This window comes from Brevibacterium senegalense (assembly GCF_000285835.1).
Lineage (GTDB): Bacteria > Actinomycetota > Actinomycetes > Actinomycetales > Brevibacteriaceae > Brevibacterium > Brevibacterium senegalense.
Map to the genome: position 1 here is coordinate 136,044 of NZ_HE978605.1, position 18,975 is coordinate 155,018.

19 protein-coding genes and 1 pseudogene are annotated in these 18,975 nt (G+C 71.9%); 8 read left to right on the forward strand and 12 right to left on the reverse strand.

The genetic code is table 11. The features are described 5' to 3' along the window. Position 1 precedes the first annotated feature (1 nt). The 3 genes from HGBR_RS11275 (at position 2) to HGBR_RS11285 (ending at position 3,645) form a co-directional block, all read left to right on the forward strand. Positions 2-1,525 (forward strand): alpha/beta hydrolase, encoded by a 1,524-nt coding sequence (locus HGBR_RS11275; RefSeq protein ID WP_019159448.1) that lies wholly within the window; start codon positions 2-4, stop codon positions 1,523-1,525. Positions 1,526-1,693: 168 nt separating this feature from the next. Then, positions 1,694-2,734, forward strand: a complete 1,041-nt coding sequence (locus tag HGBR_RS11280) for an LLM class flavin-dependent oxidoreductase (RefSeq protein WP_019159449.1) — start codon at positions 1,694-1,696, stop codon at positions 2,732-2,734. A gap of 164 nt (positions 2,735-2,898) precedes the next feature. Continuing rightward, positions 2,899-3,645, forward strand: coding sequence for a sensor domain-containing protein (locus HGBR_RS11285; RefSeq protein ID WP_019159450.1), 747 nt, complete (start codon positions 2,899-2,901; stop codon positions 3,643-3,645). Between the two features lie 37 nt (positions 3,646-3,682). Here HGBR_RS11285 and HGBR_RS11290 read toward each other — a convergent pair whose 3' ends face one another. After that, on the reverse strand, positions 3,683-4,762 hold the full coding sequence (locus tag HGBR_RS11290; protein ID WP_019159451.1) for an o-succinylbenzoate synthase: 1,080 nt from the start codon (positions 4,760-4,762) through the stop codon (positions 3,683-3,685). 63 nt (positions 4,763-4,825) lie between these two features. Here HGBR_RS11290 and HGBR_RS11295 point away from each other — a divergent pair, with 63 nt between their 5' ends. The 4 genes from HGBR_RS11295 (at position 4,826) to HGBR_RS11305 (ending at position 8,144) form a co-directional block, all read left to right on the forward strand. After that, positions 4,826-5,752: a 1,4-dihydroxy-2-naphthoyl-CoA synthase gene (locus tag HGBR_RS11295; protein ID WP_040365029.1), complete on the forward strand. Its 927-nt coding sequence runs from the start codon at positions 4,826-4,828 to the stop codon at positions 5,750-5,752. Between the two features lie 20 nt (positions 5,753-5,772). Beyond that, complete coding sequence (locus HGBR_RS21035) at positions 5,773-6,222, forward strand: AMP-binding protein (protein ID WP_051013407.1); 450 nt, start codon at positions 5,773-5,775, stop codon at positions 6,220-6,222. Between the two features lie 62 nt (positions 6,223-6,284). Continuing rightward, a complete protein-coding gene (locus HGBR_RS17610) occupies positions 6,285-7,154 on the forward strand; it encodes an acyl-CoA synthetase family protein (protein WP_051013409.1) in 870 nt (289 codons plus the stop codon). Between the two features lie 54 nt (positions 7,155-7,208). Then, positions 7,209-8,144, forward strand: a complete 936-nt coding sequence (locus tag HGBR_RS11305) for a 1,4-dihydroxy-2-naphthoate polyprenyltransferase (RefSeq protein ID WP_019159453.1) — start codon at positions 7,209-7,211, stop codon at positions 8,142-8,144. 105 nt (positions 8,145-8,249) lie between these two features. On the opposite strand, the gene HGBR_RS11310 is transcribed toward HGBR_RS11305, so the two are convergent. Continuing rightward, positions 8,250-8,516, reverse strand: a complete 267-nt coding sequence (locus HGBR_RS11310) for a DUF4229 domain-containing protein (protein WP_019159454.1) — start codon at positions 8,514-8,516, stop codon at positions 8,250-8,252. 150 nt (positions 8,517-8,666) lie between these two features. Here HGBR_RS11310 and HGBR_RS11315 point away from each other — a divergent pair, with 150 nt between their 5' ends. Beyond that, positions 8,667-8,987 (forward strand): PLDc N-terminal domain-containing protein, encoded by a 321-nt coding sequence (locus HGBR_RS11315; RefSeq protein WP_026077536.1) that lies wholly within the window; start codon positions 8,667-8,669, stop codon positions 8,985-8,987. 113 nt (positions 8,988-9,100) lie between these two features. Here the strand turns inward: HGBR_RS11315 and ccsB are convergent, their stop codons facing one another. The 10 genes and pseudogenes from ccsB to HGBR_RS17615 all read right to left on the reverse strand — a co-directional run. Beyond that, positions 9,101-10,162 carry a c-type cytochrome biogenesis protein CcsB gene (gene ccsB / locus HGBR_RS11320; protein ID WP_019159456.1) on the reverse strand — a complete coding sequence of 354 codons (1,062 nt, stop codon included), beginning with the start codon at positions 10,160-10,162 and terminating at the stop codon, positions 9,101-9,103. Between the two features lie 6 nt (positions 10,163-10,168). Beyond that, a complete protein-coding gene (gene resB / locus HGBR_RS11325) occupies positions 10,169-11,782 on the reverse strand; it encodes a cytochrome c biogenesis protein ResB (RefSeq protein ID WP_019159457.1) in 1,614 nt (537 codons plus the stop codon). Then, positions 11,782-12,561 carry a cytochrome c biogenesis CcdA family protein gene (locus tag HGBR_RS11330; RefSeq protein ID WP_019159458.1) on the reverse strand — a complete coding sequence of 260 codons (780 nt, stop codon included), beginning with the start codon at positions 12,559-12,561 and terminating at the stop codon, positions 11,782-11,784. The genes resB and HGBR_RS11330 overlap by 1 nt, the downstream gene beginning before the upstream one ends. Next, on the reverse strand, positions 12,558-13,172 hold the full coding sequence (locus HGBR_RS11335) for a TlpA family protein disulfide reductase (RefSeq protein WP_019159459.1): 615 nt from the start codon (positions 13,170-13,172) through the stop codon (positions 12,558-12,560). The genes HGBR_RS11330 and HGBR_RS11335 overlap by 4 nt, the downstream gene beginning before the upstream one ends. Continuing rightward, positions 13,169-13,834: a histidine phosphatase family protein gene (locus HGBR_RS11340; RefSeq protein WP_019159460.1), complete on the reverse strand. Its 666-nt coding sequence runs from the start codon at positions 13,832-13,834 to the stop codon at positions 13,169-13,171. The genes HGBR_RS11335 and HGBR_RS11340 overlap by 4 nt, the downstream gene beginning before the upstream one ends. After that, on the reverse strand, positions 13,831-15,162 hold the full coding sequence (gene hemL / locus HGBR_RS11345; RefSeq protein ID WP_019159461.1) for a glutamate-1-semialdehyde 2,1-aminomutase: 1,332 nt from the start codon (positions 15,160-15,162) through the stop codon (positions 13,831-13,833). The genes HGBR_RS11340 and hemL overlap by 4 nt, the downstream gene beginning before the upstream one ends. Positions 15,163-15,247: 85 nt before the next feature. After that, positions 15,248-15,736 (reverse strand): MarR family winged helix-turn-helix transcriptional regulator, encoded by a 489-nt coding sequence (locus HGBR_RS11350; RefSeq protein WP_019159462.1) that lies wholly within the window; start codon positions 15,734-15,736, stop codon positions 15,248-15,250. Beyond that, positions 15,736-16,755, reverse strand: coding sequence for a porphobilinogen synthase (gene hemB / locus HGBR_RS11355; RefSeq protein ID WP_019159463.1), 1,020 nt, complete (start codon positions 16,753-16,755; stop codon positions 15,736-15,738). Before hemB ends, HGBR_RS11350 begins: the two co-directional genes overlap by 1 nt. Positions 16,756-16,760: 5 nt before the next feature. Beyond that, entirely contained in the window at positions 16,761-18,359 is a 1,599-nt protein-coding gene (locus HGBR_RS11360; RefSeq protein ID WP_019159464.1) for a uroporphyrinogen-III synthase, read from the reverse strand. Continuing rightward, a pseudogene (locus tag HGBR_RS17615) lies at positions 18,343-18,975 on the reverse strand (glutamyl-tRNA reductase); the annotation flags it as partial. The pseudogene HGBR_RS17615 and the gene HGBR_RS11360, both read right to left, overlap by 17 nt.

The following is an 18,975-nucleotide window of genomic DNA, read 5'->3' on the forward strand; positions in this document are numbered from 1 at the left end:
TGTGATCCCCGACGCTCTCAAACTCTCCGTGGGCGCCCGAGCAGTCCGGGCGCTCGCCCAGCTGCGCAGTCGGTCCGGGGCCTTCCCAGGCCGCGATCAGTCGACCGCGTTCCTGGGCCCCGAGCCCACGGGGAAGAAGGCACGCCGCTTCCACGTGCGCGACAAGCGCAAGCTGACGAACCGCCTGCGCGAGTTCTTCGTGTACTCGCCCGCCCTGGGGCGGACCGTGGGCGTGCGCGTACTGCTGCCGGGGCGGCCCAGCGAGGCCGCGCCCGTCCTGTGGCTGCTGCACGGATCCGGGGACGACTTCCGCAGCTGGACGGACTTCGGCGACGCGGAGGCGCTCACGGCAGACTCGCCGCACCTCGTCGTCATGCCGGACGCGGGTGCGGCCTCCTACAGCCGTCACGCGCTGGCCGGGCTGCGGGACACGGGTGCGGGCACCGGCATCGCGACAGACGCGGTCCTCGACTGGCCGCAGTTCCACCTCCTGGAGCTGCCGGACTTCATCGCGCGCACCTTCTCCGTGCGCACGGACCGGGTGGGCACAATGGTCGCCGGGCTGTCCATGGGCGGGTACGGCGCCATGAAGTACGCCGCACTGCACCCGGACCGGTTCGCTGCGGCCGCGGCTTTCTCGTCGCCGCTGGACCCGGTGTCCGCAGTGCCGCTCTTCGACATCATCGCGCTGCGCGAGGGCGGCACGACCCGCTCCCTGTTCGGCGACCCCAAGCACGATCGAGCCGAGTGGGAGGCGAACTCCCCCGTGTCCCTGGCTGCGAACCTGCGGCACACGGACCTGTGGTTCTCCGCGGGCTCCGGCGCTCCGGACCCGGACTCGCAGGACGCGGTCGACCTGCTGGAGACCGAGGTCGCCGGTCACGGCGAGCGCTTCCACGCCGCACTGGAAGGCCACGGCATCCCCCACGTGTGGAACCCCCGCCCCACCGGCATCCACGGCTGGGCGCTGTGGCGGCGGGAGCTGCAGGAGTGGCTGGCGCACGTGAGCGTCGCACCGGACGCCGTGGGGGACCCCTACGCGGACGGCGAATCGTTCGAGCACGTGACCGGGGATCCGGCGTTCGAGGTGCACGGGTGGGAGGTCTCGATCTCCCGCCGGCGCGCACAGCTCATCCGCTTCGCGGACGTGAGCGGCCATGGCTTCACCCTCACCGGATCCGGCACGTTCCGCGTGCGCACCGCCGCACTGTTCCACCCGGGCGAGCAGTACCGGATCGAGGTGTCGTCCCCGCTGACGGACACCTCCTACCTGCTGCGCGCGGACGCGGACGGGCGCCTGGAGATCACCGGTCGCATGGCCGGCGCGATGCACGACCCGATCGTCCCCGGCCGGCGCACTCGCCACTTCCGCGAGTTCGGCTCCGACGCCGTCACGACCGTGGCGATCGCCGCCGTGGCGGAGGGTGCTCCAGAGGCCGCCGGAACGGGCACGACTGCGACGACCAGCTCATCGAGTTACGACGGGAATCGCGAAACACGACAGAGCTCTCCCGTAGATCGGTAGAACCGTTGACGAGGATGCGCGGCCCGAACGATGCACGCGACGGACGCTCCGTGAGGAGCGCCACCGGTCCTGCGGAACAGATCCCGCACCCCAGCCGTTAGCATGGTTGAAACTTAAAATTCTTACCGATGCCGGCCGGGACGCACCCCGCGGCGGGAGGAGCACATCATGGCTGCGGAGCACGGAACCGTGGAACTGGGACTCGACACCTTCGGCGATGTGACGGTCGATGAGACGGGCACCCCGCTGCCCCAGCACCAGGTGATCCGGAACGTCGTCGAGCAGGCCGTCGCAGCGGACCGCGCGGGCGTCGACTTCATCGGCGTGGGCGAGCACCACCGCGACGACTTCGCGGTCTCCGCCCCGGACGTCGTGCTCGCGGCGATCGCGGCCCGCACGGAGCGCATCCGGATGGGATCCGCTGTCACAGTGCTGAGCTCCGACGACCCGATCCGCGTGTTCCAGCGCTTCTCCACGATCGATGCGATCTCCTCCGGTCGCGCGGAGGTCATCCTGGGCCGCGGCTCGTTCACGGAGTCGTTCCCGCTGTTCGGCCTGGACCTGCGCGACTACGACCTGCTGTTCGAGGAGAAGCTGGACCTCTTCACGCACCTCCTGAAGGAGGAGCCCCTCGACTGGGACGGCCGGCTGCGCGCGCCACTGCGCAACCAGCGCGTCTATCCGCCCACCCAGAACGGTCTGCGCACGTGGATCGCGGTGGGCGGCAGCCCGGAGTCGGTCATCCGCGCCGCGAAGCACCGCATCCCGCTCATGCTGGCGGTGATCGGCGGTCCGGTCGAGCGGTTCGTCCCGTTCGCGGACCTCTACCGACGTGCGAACGACCAGCTGAGCCAACCGCAGGCTCCTATCGGCGTCCACTCCCCCGGCCACATCGCGGACACGGACGCGGAGGCCCGCGAGCACCTGCGCGAGCACTGGCTGGAGAACCGCAACCGCCTGGGCCGCGAGCGCGGGTGGGGTCCGGCGGGCGAGCGCGAGTTCCTGGCCGAGATCGACGAGGGCGCGCTCTACGTGGGTTCGCCGGAGACGGTCGCGCAGAAGATCGCGCACGCGGTCCGCACGCTGGGCGTCGACCGCTTCGACCTCAAGTACGCGAACGGCCCCATGCCCCACGAGCGGCTCCTCCACTCGATCGAGCTCTACGGCACGGAGGTCATGCCGCGCGTGCGCGCACTCCTGGCCGAGTGATCACAGGGGCACCCGCACGGCGTCCCGGATACCGCACCACCGCCTGTGATCGTGTCGCAGATCTGGCACGTCGATCGCGCAGTCGCCCCCACGCGCGCACAGTAATGTCTTGTTCCGACCAGTCTGTGAACCGGATGACCCGGTTCCCACCCGGAGGAACGAACATGAAGAAGACGACACTGCGGATGACCGTGATCAGCGCGTGCGTGGGCGCGGGCCTCGCCCTGTCCGCCTGCGGGGGCGGCGGCGCTGCCGAGGGCGGCGACACGGGCGAGGACACCACCGCGTCCGAGGAAGCCGGTGCGGAGGAGGCCGGAAGCGAGGACGCGGGCGCCGCCGAGGCCGCGGCCTACACCGAGGAGGACCTCACCGCCGCGGTCGAGGCCGGAGGGTTCGAGGCGCAGAGTGCCGACCAGGCCGGAGTCGAGGAGCTCAACAGCGCGATGGGTGAGCTGACCGTCGAGCCGGCCGAGTGCGAGGTCTTCATGAATGCCGCGACCGCCGCGATCGACGACAGCGATGTGACCGCCGTCGTCGGCACGCCCTCGGACCAGGAATCCACGACCGTCGGCGGCGCGATGGCCTACCCCAGCGCGGATGCGGCCACGGAGATGCTCTCCTCGTCCTCCGGCATGGTCGACAGCTGCGGCGAGATGACGATCACCGCTCAGGGCATGGAGATGACCTCGTCGACGACGGGCGTCGACGCCACGGTGGACGGCGCGGACCAGGTCGTCGCGACCGAAGTGGACATGGACGTCGCAGGTCAGTCGGTGTCGACGCTTTCCGTGCAGGCCCAGAAGGGCAACGCGATCATCACCGTCACCTCCGGAACCGGGTCCGGCATGGAGGGCGACAGCATCGAGGATCTCTCCGCGATCGCCACGGACATGATCGCTGCACTCCCCTGATCACGCGGCCCTGATCACCCAGCGCTGAGCCACCGGCTCACTCCGCGCCGGACTCGGCTCCGCCGTTCTTCAGGTGCGTCCAGCAGGCCTCGAGCCGCTCGGTCCAGAACCGGGCGCGCTCGGGGCCTGCGGCGTACGTCTCCAGCAGCTCCTCGCGGGGCGCCACCCGCCCCCACGGCAGGGCACCGGCCCGCGGCAGCAGCGCGGGGCCCGCGACATCGCCGCTCAGCAGCGCGGCCGTCCCCAGCCCCGCGGCCGGCCGCTCGCCCAGCGATGCCGCCGCGGCCTCGGGAACGGGCAGGTGCGCGGCCAGGGCGACGCCGGCGGCCAGCCCCACACTCGACTCCAGCCCGGAGGACACGACTGCGGGCAGCCCGGCCGCCTCGATGACGGAAGCGGCCGCCCGGATCCCGCCCAGCGGCTGCGTCTTCACGACGATGACGTCCGCCGCCCCCAGCGACGACACGCGCAGCGGGTCGGAGACCTTGCGGATCGACTCGTCCGCCGCGATCGGGACGGGCACCCGCGCGATCGACGCCCACTCGCGCAGCCGGGCCAGGCCCTCGACCTGGGCCACCGGCTGCTCGACGTACTGGAGCGGACCCGTCCGCGCCAGTGCCGTCAGCGCCGTCTTCGCGTCGTCGTCGCTGTAGGCGCCGTTCGCGTCGCAGCGCACATCCACCCCCGGCAGCGCCTGCCGCACCGCCGCGATCCGCTCGAGATCCTCGTCCAGCGAGGCGATGCCGCGCTCCGCGATCTTGATCTTGACCGCGCTCACCCCTGGGAACCGAGCGGCGATCTGCGGCACCTGCTGCGCGGGGATCGCCGGGATCGTCGCATTGACCGGCACGTCCCCCGGACGCCGGGGCGCGGGGAACGGCAGGGCCGCGGACTCGATCGCGGCCAGCAGCCAGCGCGAGGCCTCGACCGTCCCGTACTCGACGAACGGTGCGAACTCCGCCCAGCCGGCGGGTCCCAGGACCAGGCACGTCTCGCGGACGGTGATCCCCCGGAAGCGCGTCGCCATCGGCAGGGCCACCGACACGATCCGCTCGAACAGATCGCGCGGCTGCGGCGTGTGCTCCAGGACTGTGCGGACCTCCGGACTCATGAGCATGCCCCTCACGATACGCCCGGGCACGATGCCGCCGGCGGAGCCTGGCTCGATATGCTGGCAGGCATGAGCGAGAACACGGTCTCCGACATCTTCGACCCCACCGCGTGGCGGCCGGTGTCCGGCTTCGACTTCACGGACATCACGTACCACCGCGCGATCGACGCGAACGGGGAGGACGAGGGCTTCGTCCGCATCGCGTTCGACCGTCCGGAGGTCCGCAACGCGTTCCGCCCGCACACCGTCGACGAGCTCTACCGCGCCCTCGACCACGCCCGCCAGACCCCGGACGTGGGTGCCGTCCTGCTGACCGGCAACGGCCCCAGCCCCAAGGACGGCGGCTGGGCGTTCTGCTCCGGCGGCGACCAGCGCATCCGCGGCCGCTCCGGCTACCAGTACGCGGAGGGCGAGACCGCGGAGACCGTCGACCCGGCCCGCGCCGGCCGCCTCCACATCCTCGAGGTCCAGCGCCTCATCCGCACGATGCCCAAGGTCGTCGTGTGCGTGGTCCCCGGCTGGGCCGCCGGCGGCGGACACTCGCTGCACGTCGTCTGCGACCTCACGATCGCCTCCCGCGAGCACGCCCGGTTCAAGCAGACGGACGCGGACGTGGGCTCGTACGACGCCGGCTACGGCTCCGCGTACCTCGCGAAGATGGTGGGCCAGAAGAAGGCGCGCGAGATCTTCTTCCTGGGCCGCGACTACTCGGCGGAGGACATGGAGCGCATGGGCGCCGTCAACCTCGTCGCGGACCACGCGGAGCTGGAGACGACCGCGCAGCAGGTCGCCCGCGAGATCCTGGGCAAGTCCCCCAACGCGCAGCGCATGCTCAAGTTCGCGTTCAACCTCGTGGACGACGGGCTCATGGGCCAGCAGGTGTTCGCCGGCGAGGCGACCCGCCTGGGCTACATGACGGACGAGGCCGTCGAGGGCCGCGACGCCTTCCTCCAGAAGCGCGACCCGGACTGGTCCCCCTACCCCTGGTACTACTGACCGGCCGGTCCCCCGCCCCCGTGACCGTCCCTCCCGCAGACCCGGCCCCGCAGGGCTCCCCCGCCCCGCGGGACGACACCGGCCGCACCCCCATCGCCGAGGCCGTCGCCACCATGCTGGACGGCGGTCCCGGCCTGCTCCTGCCGCGTGAGCGCGACGGCGAGGTCCGTCCGGTCCCCGCCGCGGCCCACGACCCGGCCGGGACCGGGCGCGCCGCTCCCGGCCTCGTCCTCTTCACCTCCGGGTCGACGGGCGCGCCCAAGGGCGTGGCCCTGTCCCGGGAGGCGCTCATCGCCTCCGCCCGCGCCACCGAGGACCTGCTCTCCGGTCCCGGCCGCTGGCACCTGTGCCTGCCCCACAACCACATCGCGGGCCTCCAGGTCGTGCTGCGGGCGCTGCTGGCCGGCACTCCGCCCACCGTCGCGACGCCCGCCCCCGCTTCGATCCCGCTGTCTTCGCGGATGACCTGACCCGCACCCTCGTCGCCGCGGGCAGCGCCCCCGTCTACACGTCGCTGGTCCCCACCCAGCTGGTGCGGATCCTCGACGTGCCCCGGGCCGCCCGCACCCTCGCCCGCACGGCCGCGGTCCTGCTGGGCGGCTCGGCCATCTCCCCGCGCCTGCTGGAGCGCGCCGCGGACGCGGGCGTGCCCGTGGTCCGCACGTACGGGATGAGCGAGACCGCCGGTGGCTGCGTCTACGACGGCGTCCCGTTCCCGCAGGTGCGTGTGCGCTTCACCGCGGACGACCGCATCGTCCTGTCCGGGCCCGTCCTGGCCGACGGCTACGTGCGCGTGGACGAGGACCCGGCCGCGGCCTCGTCAGCGGTGCGGGTGACCGCGCTGGCCCACCCGGACCGGGCACCGGACCCGGCCGCCACGGGGGACGCGGCACCGGCCGGCGGCTTCCACGGCACCGGGGCGGACCGCCTGCTCGTCACGAGCGACCTGGGCCGCTGGGAGGCCGACGGCCGCCTGTCCGTCCTGGGGCGGGCGGACGACATCATCGTGACCGGCGGCGAGAACGTCTCCCCCCACGAGGTCGAGGCCCTCCTCCTGCCGCTGACCGAACCGCTGGGCTTCGCCGAGGTCCTCGTCACCTCCCGCCCCCACCCGGAGTGGGGGCAGCAGCTGGTCGTCCTGCTGGTGCCGGCCGCGGGTGCCCCGCAGACCGACGCCGAGGCCGCGGCCGGGTCCGCGGACGCGCTCGCCGCCCTGCGTGAGGGACTGCGGGCACGCGGCATCCGGGGGCCCCGCGTGCCGCAGGCCGCGCGGATCGTCCCACGGCTGCCGGTGCGCTCGATCGGGAAGCCCGACCGGGCCGCGGCCGCACGTCTGGCCCCCGACGCCGTGGGACCCCGTGCGGGCGTTGCGGTGGAGACCGACGCCGACCGGGAGGTGTGAGGGCGGGCCCGGCCGCGTGGGTAGGATACGGAAGGTTCGAGGGAAGGAGACCGGATGGCGACCGTGGGCGAGTGGGTCGAGGGCGCGCGGCTGCGCACCCTGCCGCTGGCGATCGCACCGGTCCTCATCGGCGCCGGCGCCGGCCTGGGCGCCCTGGGCGGCTTCTCCGGGGTCATCCTGGGCTCGACCGGACCCGGCGACCAGCCGGCGATCCCCCTGGCCCTCATCATGGTCAAGGTGCTGCTGGCCCTCATCGTGTCGCTGGGCCTGCAGATCGGCTCGAACTACGCGAACGACTACTCGGACGGGATCCGCGGCACGGACGATGTGCGGGTGGGACCCACCCGCCTGACCGCCTCGGGGGCGGCCGCACCGGAGTCCGTCAAGCGGGCGGCGTTCCTGAGCTTCGGGGTCGCGGCGCTCGCCGGGGCCGCGCTCGTCGTCCTCTCGCGCCAGTGGTGGCTCATCCCCGTGGGCGTCGCGGCCGTGCTGGCCGCCTGGTACTACACGGGCGGGAAGCGGCCCTACGGCTACCGGGCGATGGGTGAGGTGTTCGTGTTCCTCTTCTTCGGCCTCGTCGCCACGCTGGGCACCACCGCGGCCGTCGCCGGCGGCGTGACGCTGTCCGCCGTGAGCGGCGCGATCGCGATCGGCCTCTTCGCGTGCGGCGTCCTCATGGCCAACAACATCCGCGACATCCCCACGGACCGCGAGGCCGGCAAGACGACGCTCGCCGTCCTGCTGGGCGATTCGATGGCCCGAGCGGCCTACATCGTGCTGGTCGCCGCACCGTTCGTCATGCTCATGGGGCCCATCATCGACGGGCACCCCGCCACCGTCATCGCCGTCCTGGCCCTCGTGCTGGTGCTCCACCCGGTGCGGATCGTCGTGTCCGGCGCGACGGGGCACGCGCTCATCCCCACCATCAAGTCGACGTCGCTCACCGCACTCGCGTTCTCCGTGCTGCTGGCACTGGGCATCGCGCTCTGAGACTCCTGAGGCGTCGAACGGGCGCCGCGGACGCGTCCTGAGGAGTCGGGGGCCGTCCGCTCAGGCGTCGCCTGCTCAGGGGTCGTCTGTTCAGGGGTCGACTGCTCAGGCGTCGTCGATCGTGCTGTCCTCCGCGGACTCCTCGTCACGGCGCTTCCGCTCCCTCTTCTCGCGGCGCTGCTGCGCGGAGTCGATGAGTTCGTTCGCGGACTTCTCGCGCAGCGGTGCGAGCACGACGAAGCTCAGCAGCGCGGAGATGATGATCCCCGCCACCGCACCCCAGAGGGAACGGCCCCAGATCGTCCAGATGATGAGGATGCAGCCGACCAGGATGCCCAGTCGGGCGAGGTTGTAGAGCAGGAAGGAGCGCATGGGCATCCAGTGTAGTGACCGCCCTGGATGCCGTCGTTCAGGCTCGGTGCGGGCCACGGCCGCGAGTCCGGGGAGCGCATCGCGGAACCGGTCCTCTCGCTGAGTGGTTCCTCACCGCCGGTGGGCCTGGCCTCGACTAGAATCGAGTGCATGGCACGTGGATTGGTCGTAGGCATCGTCCTACTCGTCGCGATCACGCTCTACAGCGTGTTCGACTGCGCCGCGCGTTCGCGCGAGCAGATCGCGGCGCTGCCCAAGTGGGCCTGGATCCTGGTGATCCTCCTGCTGCCGCTCATCGGCGCGGGGCTCTGGTTCCTCATCGGCCGCAAGCGCGCCGATGGCGGCTTCGGAGTCCGTCGCGCCACGGGCCCGTCCGCACCGGACGACGACCCGGACTTCCTGCGCCGCATCGCCGACGACGTGGAGCAGAAGCAGCGGCGCGAACGCCGCGAGCGCGGCGAGTTCGACTGACGCACCGGCCGCCTGGGCCTCTGAATCGCAGATGAACGACGGCACGCCCGAGATCCGCGAGGAACCGGGCGTGCTGTCGCACCTGAACGAGGAATCAGGCGTGGGCTCGCGCCTCAGACGCCCGCGTACGCGTGCAGACCGTTGAAGTACAGGTTCACGACGGTGAAGTTGAAGACGACCGTCGCGATGCCCACGAGGTTGAGCAGCGCGACCCGGTTGGCGGTCCAGCCGCGCGTCGCCCGCGCGTGCAGATACGCCGCGTAGACGACCCACACGACGAAGGTCCAGATCTCCTTCGCGTCCCAGCCCCAGTAGCGGCCCCAGGCGATCTCCGCCCAGAACGCACCTGCGACGAGTGTGAACGTCCAGGTGATGAAGCCCACCGCCGCGAGGCGGTAGGAGATCTTCTCCAGGTCCTTCGAGCCGGGCAGGCGGTTGACGAACCGCAGCACCCCGCGGAACGGCTTCGACTCGCTGCGGCTGCGCAGCAGCTGGACGAGCGCGATGATCGCGGACAGGTACAGGATGACCGTCGAGAGGATCGCGATCGGTACGTGGATCCAGATCCAGTAGTTGTCCAGGGCCGGGATCACCTGCGCGACGGGCGTGTAGAACACGGTGATGCACAGGCCCAGCACCAGCAGCACCGTGAGCGTCACGAACGTGCCCAGGTACCGCACGTCCCGGTACGCGAGGAAGATGAGGTATCCCACGACGACCATCGCTGAGGCGATGAGCGCGTACTCCATCATGTTCGACCACGGCACGCGCATGACGGACAGGGTGCGGGTCACGATGGACGCCACATGGAGGGCACCGGCCAGAACGGTCAGCGCCGTGCCCACACGGGCCCAGCGGCGCAGGTCACGCGGTCGCGCGGACGACTCGTCCGCATCGCCGGCGGAATCCTCGTCGTCGTCAGCCGTCACCTCGTCGTCGAGCGTCGCCGTGGTCGCTCCCCCGGAGGACGCACCGGCGGCCACCGCCGTGCGCGTGCGGGTCCGGCGGGCGCCGGCCGCGTCGGCCACCGTCGTCTCCCGCCCGTCCGCCAGGTCGGACGTGAACGCGGGACCGAACAGGTCGAAGGCGTAGACGATGAAGGCGACCGCGTAGACCGCCATGGCCGAATAGATGAGGAGGTTCGACCACTCTGCCAGTACGACGTTGACGTCCATGACCTCTTACTTCCCTGCGGTGTTCTGTTCGGAGTCCGCGGATGCGGACGTGGATGAGGGCTGGGGAGAGTCTAGTGCGAGTTCCTGAGCGATCTCCTCGACCGCCTCCTCGACGCGGGGGTCCTCCCCGCGGGCCAGGCCCGCGACCTCGACCTGGTCACCGGACACCCGGACCCACACGCGACGGCGGGCGACGAACAGCGACAGTGCCAGTCCGCCGAACAGCATCGCCATCGCCGGCAGCATCCAGACCTGGACCGGGTCGTGGAGGACGTCCAACGCCGCGTACTGCTTGATCTCGTCGAAGGTGACGGACCCCAACCCGTCTGGCAGCTCCGCGGTGTCGCCCGGCTGCATGACGAGCTGCAGGTCCGTGCCGTCCGTGTCCGTCAGCTGTTCGAGGGTGTCCGTCTCCAGCTGGTAGACCGACTGCGGCATCCCGGTGTCCAGACCCAGATCGCCGCGGTAGACGTCCATGACGAGCAGCGGGTTGCGCAGCTCCGCGAAGCTGGAGATCAGCTCGCCCCGGTCGTTGCGGTCGACGGTGGGCAGCAGCACTCCCCCGAAGCCCAGCTGGTCCGGCTGCGCGTCCGGCACCTTGAGGACGCCCGTGGAGGTGTACACGCCGTCCTGCGGCAGGAACACGACGGGACCGGAGTATGTGACGTTGCCGTCTGCGTCGCGCGTCGTGATGACTGGGGCGTACCCGTTGCCGATGAGGTAGACGCGCGAGCCGTCGACGCGCACCGGCTCGTTGGGGCGCAGCAGGAACTGCGAGGTGCCCTCCGCGGTGTCGAGCGTGACCTCCGCGTCGAACTTGCGGGGCTGGCCGAACTGGGAGCCGGTCGCCTCATCGTCGAACGCCGTCTCCAGGTCGTTGAGTGTGAGGCGGAAGTCCGCCAACCCGTCCGCGTCGAAGAACGTGCCGGGGGTGAACGAATCGTAGGAGACGAGGGAGTGCGAGAAGGTCTCCCCCTCGACCAGCACGCGCTGTCCGTAGTACCCGAACAGTCCGCCCGCCGCCATGATGACGACGGTCACGAGGATCGACAGGTGGAAGACGAGGTTGCCGGTCTCCTTGAGGTAGCCCCGCTCCGCTGCGATGTGGTCGTCCGCCCGCACCGTCCGGTAGCCGGATCCCTTCAGCAGCGCCTGCGCGCGATCCAGCAGCTCCTCCTGCGTCCGCGTCGTCGTCGCGTCCGAGAGCGGTGTCGTCGTGTGGGCGGACATCCGCGTGAGCCGGCGCGGTGCGCGGGGCGGGTCCTGGCGCATCGCGCGCCAGTGCTGGCGGGTGCGCGGCAGGATGCAGCCCACCAGCGACACCATGAGCAGGATGTAGACGGCGGAGAACCACACGGAGGTGTAGACGTCGAACAGCTGCACCGCGTCGAGGAACTCGCCCAGCGCGCCGTTCTCCTCGATGTAGGTCGCCACCGCGCCGGGGTCCTGGTTGCGCTGGGGCAGGAGCGACCCGGGGATCGCCGCCATCGCGAGCACCAGCAGCAGCATGAGGGCCGCCCGCATCGTCGTGAGCTGCCGCAAGGCCCAGCGCAGCATGCCCACGACACCGATGTCCGCAGCCTGCGCCTGCTTCCGCGCGGTCGTCTTCTGCGTCTCCACTAGATCGCCACCTCGAATCCTGCGATGGTCCCCTGCAGGCTGTTGATCCACAGGGTCCAGAGTCCGCTCACCAGCAGGAGGCCCACCGCGATGAGCATGATCCCGCCCGCCCGCATGAGCGTCGACTGGTGCTTCCGCACCCATTCGAGGCGACCCAGACCCTTGTGGATGAGCACCGCGACGATGAGGAACGGGATGCCCAGGCCCAGGCAGTAGATGAAGGCCAGCAGGGTGCCGCGGACCACCGCGCCCTGCGCCCCGAACCCGGTCGAGAGGGCCAGCACCGCGGCGAGGGTGGGACCCATGCACGGCGCCCAGCTGAGCGCGAAGACGGCGCCCAGGAACGGCGCGCCCGTTAGCCCGGCCCGCGGACGCTTCGTCACCTGCATGTTCCTCTGCAGGAACGGGATCCCGCCCAGGAAGGCGACGCCGGCGACGATCACGAGGATCCCCAGCACCCGGTTGACGACGCCCATCCACTCGTTCAGGAGCATCCCCAGGGTGGAGAACGCCGCGCCCAGCGCCACGAACACGACGGCGAAGCCCAGCACGAAGAGGGCGACGCCCACGACGACGCGCGAGGTCTTCCGGTCCTCCAGCGAGGCACCGGACAGTCCGGTCACGTAGCCCACGTAGCCGGGCACCAGCGGCAGCACGCACGGGGACGCGAAGGACACCGCACCGGCCAGTGCGGCGACGAGGACGGCCAGTAGCAGGGGTCCGTCCAGGACCGTCTGGGCGAAGGCCGTCCCCACTCCGGCGGCGAGCTCCGGTGTCACTCCGCGAGGACGTCTTCGATGAGACCGGTGAGCGTCGACCGGGTGACTGCCCCCACGACGCGTGCGGCCGCGCGGCCGGACGGGTCGAGGATGACCGTGGACGGGGTGGCCTGCGGCGGGAGGACGTCGGACAGCAGCGACACCATGGAGCCGTCCGAGTCGATCATGATCGGGTATGGCACCTCGAAGGTCCGCACGAACGATTCCGCGGTCGCCGCCTGGTCGCGCACGTTGACGCCCAGGAACTCGACCTGGTCGCCGAACTCCTCCGCGGTCGCGTTGAGGTCCGGGGCCTCGACGCGGCAGGGCGGGCACGCGGCGTACCAGAGGTTGATGACGACGAGGCGGGGCCGCCAGTCCGCGAGGCTGGCCGACTCTCCGCTCAGCAGCGTGAAGTCCAGGTCCAGCGGATCGCCGCGCTCGGCGCCCGTCAGCTGGGTGATGACGCCGGCTCCGGAGACGTAGCCCTTGTCCTCGCCGGACCGAGCCTGCTCGGCCAGGTCCTCCGCGCCCGAGGTCCCGCAGCCTGCTAGCGCCAGTCCGCCCAGTCCCACCAGGCCCAGGGCGGCCCGGCGGGTGCGGATGCTGTCGTGGAAGGGGGTCCGGCTCATGCGCCCGTCCCGGGCTGTGTCAGCTGCATGTCACCGGCGATGTCGTCATAATGCACGACGTCCAGTGTGCCGGAGCTGTCTGAGAAACTCGTGACTGAGGCGAGTGCGCACTGCCGCTTCCGCGGGTCGTGCGCCAGCGGCCTGCCCTCCGTCCACAGCCGGGTCGACCAGATGGGCAGCTGGTGGGACACGATGGCGCCGGACGCCTCCTCGAGGCCCGCCTCCCGGCCGATCTCCGTCAGACGCGCACGCAGGCTCATCATGGCCGCGCGCATGCGCAGCGCCTGGTCGAGGTACGCCTCGCCCCACGACGGACGCAGCGGATTGCGCACCAGGTAGAGGGAGCGCGGATCCCGCAGCAGCGAGTCCTTCGTCACACGGGTGCCCTCGAAGTCGTTCTGCGCCTCGATGACCCGCTCGTCGGTCGTGACCGGCAGGTCCAGCCGGGCGGCCAGCGGGGCGATCGTCTCCTGCGCCCGCTGCAGGGGCGAGGCGACGAGCGCGCGGAGGTGCGGATCCTTCTGCGACAGCGCCTCCGCCACCCGGTCGGCCATCTCGAAGCCGCGCTGCGACAGGCCGTAGCCGGGCATCCGCCCGTAGAGGATGCCCTCCGGGTTGTGGACCTCGCCGTGGCGGACCAGGTGGATGCGGACGCGGGTCATGCGGAGCGTCCCGCTGCGGCTGCGGCGCGGGCGGCCGCCGGGAGTGCGGCGACGATCGTCTCGAGCACCTCCGGTGTGTGCGCCAGGGACAGGAACCACGCCTCGAACGCGGATGGCGGCAAGTGGATGCCGGACTCCAGCATCGACTGGAAGAACGCGGCGTGGGCCGCGGTGTCCTGCGTCCGCGCGTCGTCGTAGTCCCGCACCTCGCGGTCGGTGAAGAAGACGGAGAACATCGAGTTCGCGCTCTGGATGCGGTGCGGGACCCCGGCCGCGGTCAGCGCGTCCGCGACCGCCGCGCGCAGCACGTCCGCCGCCTGCTCCAGGTGCGGGTAGACGCCCAGCTCCGTCGTGAGGCGCAGGGTCGCCAGGCCGGCGGCGGAGGCGACGGGGTTCCCCGACAGGGTGCCCGCCTGGTAGACCGGTCCGGCCGGCGCGAGGTGCTGCATGAGGTCGCGGCGTCCGCCGAACGCGGCGGAGGGGAAGCCGCCGCCCATGACCTTGCCGAACGTGAAGAGGTCCGCCGCGCCGTGGGGGTACCCGTCGCGCGCCTCCTCGTAGCCGTACCAGCCGGACGCGGACACGCGGAAACCGGTCATGACCTCATCGGAGATCATGAGCGCCCCGTGCTGAGCGGTGAGCCGGCGGATGTGCTGGGTGAAGCCGTCGCGCGGCGGGACGACGCCCATGTTGCCCGGGCTCGCCTCCGTGATGACACAGGCGATCTGGTCCCCGTGCTCCGCGAACGCTGCCGTGAGCGCCTCCCGGTCGTTGTAGGGGAGGACGAGCGTGTCCGCTGCGGCCGCGCCGGTGACCCCCGGGGTGTCCGGCAGCGAGAACGTCGCCAGCCCGGAGCCGGCCTGGGCCAGCAGCGCGTCGACGTGGCCGTGGTAGCAGCCGGCGAACTTCACGATCTTCGCCCGGCCGGTGACGCCGCGGGCCAGGCGGATGGCGGACATCGTCGCCTCGGTCCCGGAGTTCACGAGGCGGACCTGCTCGACCGGGTCGACGCGGGAGACGATCTCCTCCGACAGCTGCACCTCCGTCTCGCCCGGAGTGCCGAAGCTGAAACCGCGACCGGCCGCATCGCGGACGGCCGCCAGCACCTCCGGGTGCGCGTGGCCCAGGATCATGGGGCCCCACGAACCGATGAGGTCGATGTACGTGCGGCCGTCGACGTCCGTGAGGTGCGCGCCCTGGGCGCTCGCGATGAAGCGGGGGGTGCCGCCCACGGCGCCGAAGGCGCGCACGGGCGAGTTGACGCCGCCGGGGATGACGGCCTGAGCGCGGTCGAACAGTGCGGACGACGCGGGGGCGGGGGTGTTCATCGGACTTCCTCTCCGTCGGGTGATGCGGTGGGGACAGCGCTTCCGGTGGATGTGTCGGTGCGGACGGCGGGCCGGGTTCGCGGCGTCAGACGACGTCGTCGCAGGCCGCGGTCGGCCCGTTCGCGGGCAGTTCCCGCATGTGGGTGAGGACCGTGCCGAAGATGCCGGCCATCGCGGTGATCTGGTCCTCGTCCAGGAGGTCGATGAGGTGCTCGCGGACCCCGTTCACGTGGACGGGCGCGGTCTCCGCCAGCAGGGCGAAGCCCGCGTGGGTCAGGTGGCACTTGACTCCGCGGCGGTCCTCGCCGGACTTCTCGCGCTCGAGGATCCCGCGCGACTCGAGGCGGGCGACGATGTGGGTGAGCCGCGACCGTGACACCCCGGTGTCGGCCGCCAGTGTCGCCATGCGCAGCGTGCGGTCCTCGGACTCGGACAGGCGCACGAGGATCGTGTACTCCGTGAGTCCCAGCGTCGACTGGGACCGCAGCTCGCGGTCCAGACGGGTCATGAGGAGCTGGTGGGCGTCCAGGAAGGACCGCCAGGCGACCATCTCCTCCGGTTCCAGCCAGCGCATCAGGACCGCTCCGCGTCTCGACCGTTCAGCAGCTGCGCGACCTCGGTCGCCCAGTAGGTGAGGACCGCGTCCGCACCCGCGCGTTTGAAGCCGATGAGGCTCTCGAGGATCGCCGGTTCCCGGTCGATCGCTCCGGCCTGCGCGGCGAACTCGATCATCGCGTACTCGCCGGAGATCTGGTACGCCCAGATCGGCACGGGGCTGGCCGCCGCGGCGTCGGCCAGCACGTCCAGATAGGGCATGCCGGGCTTGACCATGACGATGTCCGCGCCCTCGGCCACGTCCAGCTCCAGCTCGCGCAGCGCCTCGCGGCCGTTCGCGGCGTCCTGCTGGTACGTGCGGCGGTCGCCCACCAGCTGCGAGTCGACGGCCTCCCGGAAGGGACCGTAGAACGCGGAGGCGAACTTCGCGGCGTAGGCCAGCACGACGACGTCGTGGTGACCGGTCGCGTCCAGCGCGTGCCGCACTGCGGCGACCTGGCCGTCCATCATCCCGGACAGTCCCAGGATGTGGGCCCCGGCCTCCGCCTGGGCGACTGCCATCGCGGCGTAACGATCCAGCGTGGCGTCGTTGTCGACGGAGCCGTCGTCCGCCAGCACTCCGCAGTGGCCGTGCGACGTGAACTCGTCCAGGCACAGGTCCGCCATGATGACGGTCGACTCGCCCAGTTCGTCCCTCAGCAGGCGCAGCGCCCGGTTGAGGATGCCGTCCGGGGCGTCCGCCTGCGAGCCCTGCTCGTCGCGGACCTCCGGGATCCCGAAGAGCATGAGTCCGCCCACCCCCGCGGCCACGGCCTCACGAGCCGCTGCGAGCAGCGAGTCGAGCGTGTGCTGCAGGACGCCGGGCATCGACGTGAGCGGTGCGGGCCGGGTGAGCGACTCCTTCACGAACATCGGCAGGATGAGATCCGCCGCGTGCAGGCGGTTCTCGCTCACCAGTCGGCGCAGGGCCGGGGTGGTCCGCAGTCGCCGGGGTCGGGTCGCGCCGTCCGCGAGCTGATAGACGGGCCTGCTGTCCATGCTGGTCACCTCTTCTTGAGCGAGCGGTTCTGGGATGGCCGCAGCGGCGCACGACCGGCGGTCAGGTCAGCGGTGCGACGAGCGACGGCGTGGTCGACGAGGCCGCTGATGAGGGAGCCCAGGTTGGCCTCTTCCGCCAGCACGTCGACCTCGAGGCCGTGCTCCTGCGCCGTCTGCGCCGTCGCCGGCCCGATCGCGCACACGATCGTGGAGGCCGGCGGCTTGCCGGCGATCCCCACGAGGTTGCGCACCGTCGACGACGAGGTGAAGAGCACCGCGTCGAACTCGCCGGACTTGATCGACTCGCGCACGGGCGCCGGAGGTGGGGCTGCCCGGACGGTGCGGTACGCGGTCACGTCGTGGACGTCCCACCCGCGCTCCTGGAGGCCCTCGAAGAGCACCTCGGTCGCGATGTCCGCGCGCGGCAGCAGCACGCGCGCGCCCGGGTCGGACGACGGATCGCGGTCCGGCCAGTCCTCGACGAGGCCGCGGGCGGAGTGCTCGCCGCTGGGCACGAGATCCGGGGTCACGCCCCAGTCCTCGAGCGCCTGGGCGGTGGGACCGCCCACCGCGGCGACGCGGACGCCCGCCAGTGCGCGGGCGTCCAGCCCGAACTCCTCGAACCACTCGCGGACCGCGCGGACGGCGTTGACGCTCGTGAGGCCCACCCACTGGTAGTCGCCGTTCACCAGGCCCTGGATCGCCCGCTCCATCTGCGTGGGGGTGCGGGGCGGCTGGATCGCGATCGTGGGGACGATGGTCCCGATCGCACCCAGCTCCGCCAGTTCGCGGGCGGTCGAGCGGCCCTGCTCCTGCGTGCGCGGGATGAGGACGCGCCAGCCGAACAGCGGGCGGGACTCGAACCAGTCCAGCTCCGCGTGCTGCTCGACGCCCTGGCCCAGGATCATCGTCACCTGCGCGTCGTCCGCGACCTCGTCGCGCAGCCGCTGCTCCGCCGCGCCGAAGGTCGTCTCGATCGTCTGCTGCGCGACCGTGGAGACGGCCGTCGTCATGAGGACCGGTGTCTCCGCGTCCCAGCCGTCGCCCAGCAGTGCGGACAGCGCGTCGATGACGTCGTCGCGCACGCCGTGGAGGACGTGGCCGGTGTTGCGGTGCTTCGACACGTCCAGGTGGGACTGCTCGCCGGCCTCGACGAGGCGCACGGAGCGCACCCGGTTGGTCGTGACGGGGGCGCCGGCGAACGCAGCGGCGGACACCGCCGCCCCCACGCCGGGGATGAGCTCGAAGTCGACGCCCTGGCGGCGCACGGAGGCGGCCTCGTCCGTCGTCGTGGAGAAGAGGACGCCGTCGTGCGGGACGATCCGCACGACGCTGCCGTGCTCGCGGGCCAGGCCCGCCAGTTTGCGGCCCCGCGTGGTCGCCGCCTGGCCCAGCTCCCGCGCGTCCATCCGCTGGGCGTCCGGGCCGGCGTAGGCGTCGACGATGTCGCTGTGCGCTTCCGGGTCGAAGGCGATGACTGTCGCGGAGGCGATGAGGTCCGTGCCGCGCTTCGTCATGAGGGCGGGATCGCCGGGGCCGGCGCCCAGGAAGTAGACGGTGGGCACGGCGAGTGCGCCGAAGGCTCCGTCAGCGCGAATCGTCACGGTCGTGACCTCCTGCGTGGTGAGGGCGGCCGGATGCCGCGGGAAGGTGGGTGGCCGGGGCGTGCGCGCCGCCGGCGGTCCCGGGTGCGACGCCCAGTCCGTCCAGCAGGCCGGTCGCAGCGGCGGCGCCGGTCTCCCGTGCGACGCGATGGGCGTCCGCGGGGTCGTCCGGCAGCTGCGCAGAACGGGTCTGCCGCAGGAGCGTGCCGGCGTCGTCAGCCAGCACGCCGGTGACCTCGAGCGTGCTCCCGTCCACGTGCGCCAGCGCGCCGATCGGGGCGGAGCAGCCGGCCTCGGCGCTGCTGAGGATGGCCCGCTCGCAGCCGACGGCCAGCGCGGTGGGCTCGTCGTGCAGGCTCGCCAGCGCGTCGATGAGCGTCGCGTCGTCCGGACCCAGGTGCGCGTCCGCGGCACGGCATTCGATCGCCAGGGCTCCCTGTCCGGGGGCCGGCAGCATGACGTCGCCGTCCAGCACGTCCGTCGCCTCGTCGATGCGGCCCAGGCGGCGCACTCCGGCCGCGGCCAGCACGACGCCGTCCAGGCGCCCTTCGGTCACGTGGCGGATGCGGGTGTCGACGTTGCCGCGCACACCCGTCACCTCGATGTCCGGGCGGGC

Bases quoted from the DNA above. Each gene is read 5' to 3' on its own strand.
- HGBR_RS11280 (WP_019159449.1), top strand. From the start codon at position 1,694: ATGGCTGCGGAGCACGGAACCGTGGAACTGGGACTCGACACCTTCGGC.
- HGBR_RS11285 (WP_019159450.1), top strand. From the start codon at position 2,899: ATGAAGAAGACGACACTGCGGATGACCGTGATCAGCGCGTGCGTGGGC.
- HGBR_RS11290 (WP_019159451.1), bottom strand. From the start codon at position 4,762: ATGCTCATGAGTCCGGAGGTCCGCACAGTCCTGGAGCACACGCCGCAG.
- HGBR_RS11295 (WP_040365029.1), top strand. From the start codon at position 4,826: ATGAGCGAGAACACGGTCTCCGACATCTTCGACCCCACCGCGTGGCGG.
- HGBR_RS11305 (WP_019159453.1), top strand. From the start codon at position 7,209: ATGGCGACCGTGGGCGAGTGGGTCGAGGGCGCGCGGCTGCGCACCCTG.
- HGBR_RS11310 (WP_019159454.1), bottom strand. From the start codon at position 8,516: ATGCGCTCCTTCCTGCTCTACAACCTCGCCCGACTGGGCATCCTGGTC.
- HGBR_RS11315 (WP_026077536.1), top strand. From the start codon at position 8,667: ATGGCACGTGGATTGGTCGTAGGCATCGTCCTACTCGTCGCGATCACG.
- ccsB (WP_019159456.1), bottom strand. From the start codon at position 10,162: ATGGACGTCAACGTCGTACTGGCAGAGTGGTCGAACCTCCTCATCTAT.
- HGBR_RS11335 (WP_019159459.1), bottom strand. From the start codon at position 13,172: ATGAGCCGGACCCCCTTCCACGACAGCATCCGCACCCGCCGGGCCGCC.
- HGBR_RS11340 (WP_019159460.1), bottom strand. From the start codon at position 13,834: ATGACCCGCGTCCGCATCCACCTGGTCCGCCACGGCGAGGTCCACAAC.
- hemL (WP_019159461.1), bottom strand. From the start codon at position 15,162: ATGAACACCCCCGCCCCCGCGTCGTCCGCACTGTTCGACCGCGCTCAG.
- HGBR_RS11350 (WP_019159462.1), bottom strand. From the start codon at position 15,736: ATGCGCTGGCTGGAACCGGAGGAGATGGTCGCCTGGCGGTCCTTCCTG.
- hemB (WP_019159463.1), bottom strand. From the start codon at position 16,755: ATGGACAGCAGGCCCGTCTATCAGCTCGCGGACGGCGCGACCCGACCC.